Origin of the sequence: Mycobacterium sp. 852002-30065_SCH5024008 (assembly GCF_001665645.1) — a bacterium.
In the GTDB taxonomy this organism is placed as follows: domain Bacteria; phylum Actinomycetota; class Actinomycetes; order Mycobacteriales; family Mycobacteriaceae; genus Mycobacterium; species Mycobacterium paraffinicum.
In genome coordinates, this window is sequence record NZ_LZSZ01000116.1 from 1 (window position 1) to 10,233 (window position 10,233).

The following is a 10,233-nucleotide window of genomic DNA, read 5'->3' on the forward strand; positions in this document are numbered from 1 at the left end:
ACGTTCTCGCCGCCGGTGATGATCATGTCTTTGAGACGGTCGACGATGAACAAGTAGCCGTGCTCGTCCATGCGCGCCATGTCACCGGTGTGCATCCAGCCGTCGCGCACCGTAGCGGCCGTCTCGGCGGGCCGGTTCCAGTAGCCGAGCATGACGTTGTCGCCGCGCACGATCACTTCCCCGATCTCGCCCGCCGGCACCTCGTCGTGGTTCGCGTCCACGACCCGCACTTCGACATGTGGGAGGGCCCGGCCGGCAGATCGCTGCAGTCTCGGGTTGTCATGGTCGGCCGGGGCGAGGAAGGTGGCCGCCGGGGCCAGCTCGGTCATCCCGTACGCCTGCGCCAAACCGGTGTTCGGAAAAGCCTTTTGGGCGCGGTCAACCAGTGCTTCGGAGATCGGTGAGGCCCCGTAGATGAGGTGGCGCAGCGAGGTGAGGTCGAACCCGGCGGGGTCCGGGTGGTCGATCAGCATCTGGATCATCGTCGGTACCAGCAACACGTCGGTGACGTGATGGTTGCTGATCGCTTCGGCCACGCCGCCGGGGGTGAACGACGGCACCATCACGTGGGTTGATCCTGCGACGTTGCCGGCGATCCACATACCGATCGCCGCGAGATGAAACAGTGGCGCGGCGTACAGGATTCGGCCGTGATCGGTGAGGAACCGGCCGGTGGCCAGGCAGCCCAGCGCGGAGGTCATCACGTTGTTATGGCTGAGCATCACTCCCTTCGGATGCCCGGTGGTACCGCCGGTGTAGAAGATGCCGTAGAGCTCGTCCCCACCGCGTCGCGGGTCGGGGATCGGCTCCGCGCCGTCGATGAGCGATTCGTAGTCGAGCATCCCCGGCGGGCAGGTGCCCTCGCCGCAGTAGACGAGCGTCGACAGCTCGGCGCCCGCGGCGCTCACCTGCGGGACGGCGGCGGCGAACGCGTCGTCGACGAGCAGCACCGTGGTTCCCGAATCCCGCAGCGAGTAGGCGATTTCGGCCGGGCTCCAGCGGATGTTGACCGGGTTCACGGCCGCGTCAGCCCATGGCACCGCATACAGGTATTCGTGATAGCGGTCGGAGTTCAGGCCCAAGAAGGCCACCCGCTCGCCGCGGCGCACGCCCTGCGCCCGCAGAGCGCCCGCCAGCCGCGCGATGCGATCGGCCGATTGGCGCACCGTACGTTGGCGATCGGCGAACACCGTCAGCGGCATGTCCGGACACTGCTGGAGCATGCGGTGAAGCGACTGTGTCACATACATTTTCTTCTCCGTGCTGTGCTGTGAGCGCGATCACAGCGAACGCGCGACCAGTTCTTTCATGACCTCGTTGGCGCCGGCATAGATCTTCTGGACGCGCGAGTCCGCGTACATCCGGGTGATCGGGTATTCCAGCATGTAGCCGTATCCGCCGAACAGCTGCAAGCACCGGTCGATGACCGCGCATTGCATGTCGGTAACCCACGCCTTGGCCATCGACGCCGTCGCGGCGTCCAGTTCGCCGCGCAGGTGCTTGACAATGCAGTCGTCGACGAAGGTCCGCGCCACTCTTGCGATGGTCGCGCAGTCGGCGAGTTCGAACCTGGTGTGCTGCATGGAAAACAGCGGCGCCCCGAAAGCGTGACGCTGCTTGGTGTAGGCAATGGTTTCGGCAACCGCGGTTTCCAACGTCGACACGCCGATGATGGCGATGATCAAGCGCTCGTGGGCGAGCTGCTTCATCGCATAGCCGTAGCCGGCGCCTTCCTCGCCCAGGAGGTTGCCGGCGGGGACGTGGACGTCGTCGAAGAACAGCTCCGCCGTGTCCTGAGCTTTCATGCCCAGCTTGTCCAGCACGCGTCCGACTCGGAAGCCCTGTGCGCCGGCGGTTTCCAGGACCAGCAGGGAGACGCCCTTGGCGCCGGCCGATGGGTCGGTCTTGACCACGAGCACGATCAGGTCCGCGCTGGCGCCGTTGGAGATGAACGTTTTGGATCCGTTCAGTCGGTAGTGGTCGCCATCTCGGATCGCGGTCGTGCGTAAGGCTTTGAGGTCCGAGCCGCCCCCGGGCTCCGACATCGCGATCGCGCCGATATATTCGCCGGTCGCCATCTTGGGCAGCCACCGGCGTTTTTGTTCGTCTGTGCCGTAGGCGAGCAGGTAGTGGGCCACCAGGCCGCTGTGCACCTGGTTGCCGAATCCGCTGTCGCCGCATTCGGCCTGCGCCTCGAGAATGGCGAAATCGTGTGCCAGCGTTCCGCCACCCCCGCCGTACTCTTCCGGAATCGATGCGCACAACAACCCCAATCGACCCGCGGCCAACCAGAAGTCACGGTCGACGCACTTTTGCCGCTCCCAGCGTTCCCGGTTCGGAACGGCCTCGGTCTCAAAAAACTTGACCGCCATGTGTTTGAGGTCGGCGACCTCATCATCGACCCACGGCGAACGGTGTACCGCGCTCACATTTTCTCCTAGATGTTGACGCCACCGCCGCAGACCAAGGTCTGCGCGCTGACGTAGTCCGATTCGGGCGAGCACAGCAGGTAGACCGCGGCCGCGGCTTCGGCCGGGGGTCGACGCCCAGCGATGCGAGGAACGCGAACGGGTCCGGGTTCTCCAGTTCGACCGAGAATAGAAAGGTGGGGGCGCCGAAATATCCGGGTGGCCGGCCGCTTTGGCCGCTTCGACGTCGGTGTAGGCCGGATCGGTCTCGCCGATCGCCACGGTCACGCCGTCTTCTCGTAGAGGGTGACCACGGCCGCTCCGCCCAGCCCGATGTTGTGTTGCAGCGCCACGCTGACATCGTCGACCTGCCGTGCTCCCGCCTGGCCGCGCAGCTGCCAGACCAATTCGGCGCACTGGGCAAGACCCGTCGCCCCGAGGGGATGTCCCTTCGAGAGCAGTCCGCCCGACGGGTTGGTCACCACGCGTCCCCCGTAGGTGTTGTCACCGTCGAGGATGAATTTCTCCGCGGTGCCCTCCGGAGTCAGTCCCAGACCTTCGTACGTGAGCAACTCGTTGGCGGTGAAACAGTCGTGCAGTTCCACGACCCGGATGTCTTCCGGTGCCACACCTGAGGATTCGTAGACCTGATCGGCGGCGGCCTTGGCCATGTCGTAGCCCACGACCTTGATCATGTCGGCGCCTTCGAAGGTGGAGGGAAAGTCCGTCGTCATTGCCTGAGCCTTGATCGCGACCTGCGGCGACAACCCGTGCTTGCGGGCGAACTCCGAGCTGACCAGGACCGCCGCGGCGGCGCCGCAGGTCGGTGGGCAGCACTGCAGCCTGGTCAGTGGCCCGTAGATGTGCGGCGATGCCAGCACCTCCTCGACGGTGACCTCGTCCCGAAACACCGCGTAGGGATTGTTCTTCGCGTGCCGGCGCGCCTTGACCGAGATCCGGGCGAACGTCGCGGGGTCGGTGCCATACTTGTCGGCGTACTGGCGGCCCGCGCCACCGAAGTACTGGGCGGCCATCGGCGCGGCGTCGTCCCACCCCTGCGCCGCTCGGGTGACGTCGTCGAAGCGGGTGAAAGGGCTGGGCCGGTCGGTCCACATCGATCCCAGCGCGCCGCGCTGCATCTGCTCGAACCCCAACGCCAGGACGCAATCGGCCGCACCGTTCTCGATGGCCTGGCGCGCCAGCCACAGCGCAGTCGACCCGGTCGAACAGTTGTTGTTGACGTTGACGACCGGGATGCCGGTCTGCCCCAATCCGTACAGGGCCGACTGCCCTGACGTCGAGTCTCCATACACATAACCGACGTAGGCCTGTTGAATCGACGCGTATTCAACAGCCGCGTCCACCAGCGCTGCTCGCACCGCATTTTCGGCCATTAACTGGTATGTCCCGGTGCGACTCGGGGTGGTGAAGGGAATCATCCCGACACCGGCAACCAGCACACGATGGGCCACGATTCCTCCACATTAGACTAGGGAATATTCACTTATGTCTAGCAGGAGATGCGGGCAGAAGCAAGATGGAATTGAGCGACGGGGTGGGTGGACATGCCAACCCCTAGAATTCTTGGCGGCTGACGGCTACACGCTGCGGTGCGCGACACGGGGAGGTCGACGGTGGACGCACGACGGCGCGCCTGCGCGATCAGTGTGCTGGGCGGACCGACCACGGTCGTCGACATCGCGGGCCACCGGGTCGTGATGGACCCGACGTTCGACCCGCCCGGGGTGCACGCGTACCTGACCAAGCTCACCGGGCCCGCCGTGAGCGCCGAGGCGCTCGGCCCGGTGGACGCGGTCTTGATCAGCCACGACCAGCATCCCGACAACCTCGACGACGACGGCCGACGGATGGCCCTGGCCGCGCCGCTGGTGCTCACCCATCCGGGCGGCGCCGGGCGGTTGGGGCCGCCGGCGGTGGGGGTGGCGCCCTGGCAGACGCATGCGCTCTCCGGATCGCTTGCGGTGCAAGCCGTTCCGGCGGTGCACGGCCCGACGGACGGGCAGCGTGACGAAAGCGGGCACGTCAACTGCGAGGTGACCGGGTTCGTGCTGTCCGGGCGCGGGCTGCCCACCGTGTACCTCAGCGGCGACAACGCCTCGATGGCGGCAGTCAAGGACGTGGCCGACCGGGTGGGCGCCATCGACGTCGCGGTGCTGTTCGCCGGGGCGGCCAGCGTGCCGACCAAGGAGCGCGGGCGGCCGCTGACGCTGACCGCGGCGCGCGCGGCGGCCGCCGCCGAGATCCTGGGGGCCCGGGCGGTGATACCGGCCCACGTGGACGGCTGGGCGCACTTCAGCGAGGGCGTCGACGAGTTCGCCGCGGCGTTCGACCAGGCCGGGATCAGCGACCGGTTGCGGGTCGCTCCCCACGGGGAGTGGATCGACTTATAGCCGCCCCTCGGCGCGCAGGTCCGGGTGCACCCAGTCGGGCGAGCGGCGCTCCTTGAAGGCGCGGAAGCCTTCCCGCGCCTCGGCGTCGCTCAGGCTGCTGGTCATGCCGATGCGGTCATAGAGGCCCAGGTAGCTGTCGATGCTCGACTTGATGACACCGCGGGCGCGCGGCGCGGTGCGGCAGCACTGCGCGAGCAGGTCTTTGGCCGCGTCGAGCAGGCTCTCGTGCGGCACGACGCGGGTGACCAGGCCCCAGTCCAGGGCCTCGACGGCGGTCAGCACCCGTCCGGTGAACATCAGGTCGCGGGTGCGCACCGGCCCGATGACCCGGGTGAGCATCTGGCTGTAGTAGGTGTCGGCGTACCCGCGGAACAGCTCGGGCACGCGGAAGGTGGCCCGGTCGCTGACCACCGACAGGTCGCTGCACAGCGCGATCTGGAACCCGCCGCCCTGGCACAGGCCGTTGACCGCCGAGACGATCGGCTTGGCCGACGTGCGCACGGTGTCGAACGGGGTGACGTCCATGCCCAGCGCGCCGCCGAAGGTGATCCAGTTGTCGGTGTCTCCCCCGCCGCCCATGTCACCACCGGGCGCAAACACGTCCCCGGTCCCGGTGATCAGCAGCCCGGCCAATTCGGGGTCCTCGTTGAGACGCCCGACGGCGTAACGGATTCCGAAGTACATGGCGGGCGTCAGGGCGTTACGCGCTTCGGGGCGGTTGATGGTGCACACCGCGATCGACCCCTGACGCTCGAACGTGAGGTATGGCGTGCCGAGCCAATCCCCCTCGGGCGGGCGGGGGGCGTCGTGCGAGGTCGGGGGAACCTGGGCCACGGGACTCCTCTTACGTCGGTCGCTACTGTCGCTCTTACAGTAGCCGCGGCGGCTTCCTAGAGGTACGCCAGCGTGGCCGTCCCGGTGGTCACGGCGGCATCGGCGATCACTTCGGCCAGTTTCACCTGCAGCGTGGCCGTGGCGTCCCCGACCGGCTTCTCGCAGAATCGGCAGCTCGATTTGAATTGCGGCTGGTCGTCCTCGTCCGGCCAGAACCGGCGCGCCCCCACCATGGCGCCGGGATCGTACTGAACGGCCTGGTGCGGGGCGTCCTTGAGGATCCTGCCCACGGGATGACCTTGCGGACACTCGAGTTTCAGCGTGCCGATCCCTTCGGAATTACCGACCATCGTTCACCGTCCTTTGCGGGGTTCTCTTGAATCCCAGCATCGTTCATAGCCCTGGGCAACAGGCCTTCGAGCGAGAGGCCGGTCGCAGTACCCGAAGCCTGCAAAGCCAGTAGTAAGAGGCCTTAATGGTGAGACGATGCGGGCGGCGACGTCACCCCGCGGGAGCGAAGCCGTGAACGGCCCGCTGCTAGCGCCATCAGTGCGAGTTTCCGGTCACCCAGCCGGCCGAATGCAAACGTTTGCTGATTATTTTGCGTTGCGCTGGGTACTCAGTTGGCCGTGCGTTTCTTCCCCGTTGCTGCGGCGGTCGGCATAGCCATCGCCACGCTGGTGGCCGCACCGGCTCGCGCCGACTTGAGCGGTTACGGAAATTGCGTGGGAAGCATTACGGAAGTCCCGTTGTGGGAACGCGACTCCCAAAACCAGCAGCTCATTGGGGTGATTGAGCAGGACCTCAATTCTGGTGTATCCCCCGCTGCTGAAGCACAGAAGGTATCGCATATGGGATTCGACCCGCGCTTGGCCAATCGGATTGTGGAGTGCGTTATCCAGGAGCACCCGTAAAGCCCTAGCGAAATAGTCGCTGGGCTCCTCTCATGAGCGTGTGGCCAACCGTCCAGACGAGGTGCCACTGCGTCTCCACGGTGGCGTCCCCGCCGTCATCTGGGTAGTTCGCAATCGTCAGATGGAAACTCGGCCGACAATGGGCTCGAGAAGTGGAATGCTCGGTGCCAAGGAAAAGAATTGAGGTCGACATTGCCAGCCGCCATGGCGGACACCGAACTCATTGAGGACGCGGTGCGGTCAGCATGCCGCGCGCCGTCACTGCATAACAGCCAACCCTGGCAGTGGGTGGCCGGCGGCGGTCAGCTGGATCTTTTTCTCGATCCGAGCCGGGCGATGGTTTCCGACCGGTCCGGCCGGGAGGCGCTGATCAGCTGTGGCGCCGCGCTCGATCACCTTCGAGTTGCATTCGCCGCTGCGGGGTGGCGAGCCCGGATCTCGCGGTTCCCCGACTCAAAGGATCCGAACCATCTGGCGTCCATCGACTTCACCCCCGCGGAGAACGTCACCGACGAAGAACGGCGTCGCGCCTCCGCGATCTGGGCCCGCCGGACCGACCGATTGCCGTTCATCGCGCCGATGAACTGGGAGGCGTTCGAGCCGTCGCTGCGGGGTGCCATCGACAACGATGCCGTGCATCTGGATGTCATGGCTGACGACGTGCGCGACAGGCTGGCACGGGCGTCGTGGGTGGCCGAATCGGTGCGCCTCTATGACACCGCTTATCAGGAGGAAATTCGTTGGTGGACAGCGCCTTTCGAGGCCGCTGAGGGCATTCCGTACAGTGCGCTGGTGTCGCCGGCCGAAAGGGAGCGCGTCGACGTGGGGCGGACGTTCCCGACGACGCATAACCTTGAACGGCGCACCGACATCCCTGCAGACGAGTCGACGATTCTGATGCTGTCCACCGACGACGACACTCGGCTTGGCGCGTTGTTGTCCGGCGAAGCGCTCTCCGCGGTGTTGCTGGAATGCACGATGGCGAACCTGGCCACGTGCCCGGTCACTCACGTCACCGAGCTCAAAGTCACGCGGGAGATGATTGCGGACCTGCTGGAAGAGGGCAGGCGGCCGCAGGTTCTGGTCCGTGTGGGTGTGGCGCCCGCGGCGGCCGAACCACCCAAGCCCACGCCACGTCGACCGCTCAGCGAAGTTTTGCGGCTGCGGGGTTGAGGCGGCATGGCCGGTGCGCCAACCTGCATCTTTACTTGTGGTCCCGGCTGGGATCGAACCAGCGACCTTCCGCGTGTGAAGCGGACGCTCTCCCACTGAGCCACGGGACCGGCGCCGAGAGGCGAACGACGTCGAAGATTAGCACGAGCCTGGTCTCGACAGTACCGGCCGCCTGCGCGTCATCGGTACGCCGCGATAGCCTAGACGCGGTCCGTACCAAGAAATTTGTATGTGCCCGCTCACGTCGACTATCGTCGTGCTTCGCACCGGGCGACGATGTCGTCCGAGGCGCGCGGATGTAGCGCAGTTGGTAGCGCATCACCTTGCCAAGGTGAGGGTCGCGGGTTCGAATCCCGTCATCCGCTCGAAGGTGCAAGTGGCATCAATCCAGCGGTGGAGTGGCCGAGTGGTGAGGCAACGGCCTGCAAAGCCGTGCACACGGGTTCGATTCCCGTCTCCACCTCCAGCTTTTGACCCCGGCGCGATTAGCTCAGCGGGAGAGCGCTTCCCTGACACGGAAGAGGTCACTGGTTCAATCCCAGTATCGCGCACCAGCGTTTTTGCAGCTCAGGACCTATTTAAGGGCTATGTCCTGGTCGCTCGGCGGCTTGGCGATGCGGTTCGCGGTCAGTGACGGTTGCTTGAGGGCGGCGTCAATAGTGAGCAGGCGCCCCCTGCCGACCAGTTATGGCATGCCCACCCCGCACAAGGGAAAGTGTCCCTTTCGGTGTTCCTGGTTGCTCCAGGTCGATGAACGCAGCCCGACGGACGGGCCGCGACGACCTAAAGGAGATCACCATGAAGAACGCCATCCGCAAACCGACTCGCATCCACTACGCCGCCACACTGTTTAGCGCGCTGGCCATCGTCGCGTTGGCCCCTGCCACCGCCTACGCCGAGCCCAACGGGCCCACTGGCGCGAGCGGCGGATGCCACTACACCGACCCTGATGGCTACGACATCCCGATCGACGAGGGCCAGGGTGTGATTGTCGGCGGCAAGCTCGTTACCTGCACCGGCGGGAAAATCGTCGTCAGTGATGCGCCGGCGCGCACGAATCCCCACCGGCCGGTCGCACCGCCCAATCACGCTCCGGTTCTGACCCGGAAAGTGCAAGCCTCGCAAACACACTGAAGCCGTCAACAATTAGCCCAGCATTTCGGGCAGCAGTAGCCGTGTTTTCTGTTGCCGGCGGCAACGAGCCAGCGGAGAGACCTATCAGATTCTCCTATGGGCTGTGAATCATCCAAGAAGGACAACCTCTTTAGTTGTCAGGTGGGTATTCCCAGATGTTTGTGTGGTTCAACTCGTGATGATGCACGCACACCATCTGCTTGCCCTGCCCGTCTGTTGCGGGTGGTGCGCCCAGCGGGCACTGGTCACCCGGCGACGGCGCCAGCGGTGCGAACACCAGCGCGGCGATCATTGCGAACTTCATACCAAAGACACGATGTCAGCGAAGGATTTGTTCGCCGTCAGCCCCGGTCGACCACGTGCCGGTGTGGGGAGGGCGAACGACCAACTTTCGACACCAGCTCGTCGGTGTCTGCCCGCTCTGCCCTGTTGGTGGTACGCCGACGCAACGACGAGTGTTACGTGGCGCTGTCCTCCCGAGCGCTGACCTCATGCACCAAGTCGGTTCTCGTCATTGCGGGCTCCCTTCCTGGCCGGGTTCTCGCGCTCCGGTAAGCGTTCAAGCACCTTGTCGCGTATCAACTTTCAGCAGTCTGGGCAGAGAACGTCGACGGGACTGTCGCCGCCGCGAAACCCCATGGGGCGCTTGCGATGAGGGCATTTGGGTTGGTTCATTGCGCTGGCTCTTGAGCCGGGAAGTTGTCAGGGTTTCTTGGATCTTGGGATTCGAGACACTGGTGTCACGTGGCGACTCACTGGTATCGCCGGATGGCTGTCTGCTGAAATTGGGTGCCACCTGCGACAAACCACCTACTTCGAGGGGTTGCGGGCTTCCTCGTAGCGGGCTGAAGCCACCAAAGCCACGCTGAGCAGAACCAGCAACGGCACGAACACGAACGGGTACGTGGCGACCGCGGCTAAGCCGATGATCACGCTCGGCACCGTCACCGCTAGCGCGGCCGTGGGATGCCGACCGCTTAGGCTGATGATTCTCGTCAGCGCCGCGGACGCCTCTGCGGCCCGCGGGAGACGATCCGAACGTCGAGCGTACGAGTAACGGGTTTCCAGGCCGCAACCCATGCAGGTGCGCCCATACGAATAGCGGGTTTTGAGGCCACAACCCATGCAGGTTTGGGTGGTCATCCGCCCATGGTCTCATCGTGTCGAGCGGCGTTCGCGACTGGCGCACACCCCCGCGGTCCCGTTCTTGAACCACATTCTCGGGGGCGGTGCGCTTCTGCCTTTACGTGCGGCTGACACGGGATGATGACTGGCATGCTGATCCCAGGACAGGCCACGACAGGGAGAATGTGCGCGTGAAGACGAACTCCGGCTACGCCCGGGCCCTCTACACACTGA

The 10,233-nt window shown here is 65.4% G+C and carries 11 protein-coding genes, 4 tRNA genes and 2 pseudogenes; 7 read left to right on the forward strand and 10 right to left on the reverse strand.

The features are described 5' to 3' along the window. The 5 genes and pseudogenes from A5781_RS15620 to A5781_RS15630 form a co-directional block, all read right to left on the reverse strand. On the reverse strand, positions 1 to 1,250 hold a 1,250-nt coding region (locus tag A5781_RS15620), incomplete at its 3' end, for an AMP-binding protein (RefSeq protein WP_067207805.1). Positions 1,251 to 1,280: 30 nt separating this feature from the next. Further along, positions 1,281 to 2,429 (reverse strand): acyl-CoA dehydrogenase family protein, encoded by a 1,149-nt coding sequence (locus tag A5781_RS15625; RefSeq protein WP_255360828.1) that lies wholly within the window; start codon positions 2,427 to 2,429, stop codon positions 1,281 to 1,283. Between the two features lie 8 nt (positions 2,430 to 2,437). After that, positions 2,438 to 2,530 (reverse strand): annotated as a pseudogene (locus A5781_RS26265) (3-oxoacyl-ACP reductase); the annotation flags it as partial. Positions 2,531 to 2,630: 100 nt separating this feature from the next. Beyond that, a pseudogene (locus A5781_RS26270) lies at positions 2,631 to 2,696 on the reverse strand (hypothetical protein); the annotation flags it as partial. Then, the gene (locus A5781_RS15630; protein ID WP_082939368.1) at positions 2,693 to 3,880 is read right to left on the reverse strand and encodes a lipid-transfer protein; all 1,188 of its coding nucleotides are present in this window, start codon (positions 3,878 to 3,880) and stop codon (positions 2,693 to 2,695) included. The gene A5781_RS15630 and the pseudogene A5781_RS26270, both read right to left, overlap by 4 nt. Positions 3,881 to 4,042: 162 nt before the next feature. On the opposite strand from A5781_RS15630, the gene A5781_RS15635 reads away from it, so the two are divergent. Continuing rightward, complete coding sequence (locus tag A5781_RS15635; RefSeq protein ID WP_067207808.1) at positions 4,043 to 4,819, forward strand: MBL fold metallo-hydrolase; 777 nt, start codon at positions 4,043 to 4,045, stop codon at positions 4,817 to 4,819. On the opposite strand, the gene A5781_RS15640 is transcribed toward A5781_RS15635, so the two are convergent. Continuing rightward, the gene (locus A5781_RS15640; RefSeq protein WP_067207811.1) at positions 4,814 to 5,653 is read right to left on the reverse strand and encodes an enoyl-CoA hydratase/isomerase family protein; all 840 of its coding nucleotides are present in this window, start codon (positions 5,651 to 5,653) and stop codon (positions 4,814 to 4,816) included. The genes A5781_RS15635 and A5781_RS15640 overlap by 6 nt on opposite strands. Before the next feature lie 56 nt (positions 5,654 to 5,709). Beyond that, the gene (locus A5781_RS15645; protein WP_067207814.1) at positions 5,710 to 6,003 is read right to left on the reverse strand and encodes a hypothetical protein; all 294 of its coding nucleotides are present in this window, start codon (positions 6,001 to 6,003) and stop codon (positions 5,710 to 5,712) included. 279 nt (positions 6,004 to 6,282) lie between these two features. Here A5781_RS15645 and A5781_RS15650 point away from each other — a divergent pair, with 279 nt between their 5' ends. Together A5781_RS15650 and A5781_RS15655 are read left to right on the forward strand one after the other, a co-directional pair. After that, on the forward strand, positions 6,283 to 6,567 hold the full coding sequence (locus A5781_RS15650) for a hypothetical protein (RefSeq protein WP_197503856.1): 285 nt from the start codon (positions 6,283 to 6,285) through the stop codon (positions 6,565 to 6,567). Between the two features lie 204 nt (positions 6,568 to 6,771). Further along, the gene (locus A5781_RS15655) at positions 6,772 to 7,740 is read left to right on the forward strand and encodes an NAD(P)H nitroreductase (RefSeq protein WP_067207820.1); all 969 of its coding nucleotides are present in this window, start codon (positions 6,772 to 6,774) and stop codon (positions 7,738 to 7,740) included. 38 nt (positions 7,741 to 7,778) lie between these two features. Here the strand turns inward: A5781_RS15655 and A5781_RS15660 are convergent. Further along, a tRNA-Val gene (locus A5781_RS15660) sits at positions 7,779 to 7,850 on the reverse strand. 182 nt (positions 7,851 to 8,032) lie between these two features. Between A5781_RS15660 and A5781_RS15665 the strand changes: the two genes are divergently transcribed. The 4 genes from A5781_RS15665 (at position 8,033) to A5781_RS15680 (ending at position 8,874) form a co-directional block, all read left to right on the forward strand. Beyond that, a tRNA-Gly gene (locus tag A5781_RS15665) sits at positions 8,033 to 8,105 on the forward strand. A 27-nt stretch (positions 8,106 to 8,132) separates the two neighbouring features. Further along, positions 8,133 to 8,206 (forward strand) — tRNA-Cys (locus A5781_RS15670). A gap of 13 nt (positions 8,207 to 8,219) precedes the next feature. After that, positions 8,220 to 8,294, forward strand: a tRNA-Val gene (locus A5781_RS15675). Between the two features lie 244 nt (positions 8,295 to 8,538). Next, positions 8,539 to 8,874 (forward strand): hypothetical protein, encoded by a 336-nt coding sequence (locus A5781_RS15680; RefSeq protein WP_197503857.1) that lies wholly within the window; start codon positions 8,539 to 8,541, stop codon positions 8,872 to 8,874. A 130-nt stretch (positions 8,875 to 9,004) separates the two neighbouring features. Here the strand turns inward: A5781_RS15680 and A5781_RS25635 are convergent, their stop codons facing one another. Then, positions 9,005 to 9,178: a hypothetical protein gene (locus tag A5781_RS25635; RefSeq protein ID WP_156624693.1), complete on the reverse strand. Its 174-nt coding sequence runs from the start codon at positions 9,176 to 9,178 to the stop codon at positions 9,005 to 9,007. Between the two features lie 506 nt (positions 9,179 to 9,684). After that, positions 9,685 to 10,017, reverse strand: a complete 333-nt coding sequence (locus A5781_RS15685; protein WP_067207827.1) for a hypothetical protein — start codon at positions 10,015 to 10,017, stop codon at positions 9,685 to 9,687. Positions 10,018 to 10,233 lie beyond the last annotated feature (216 nt).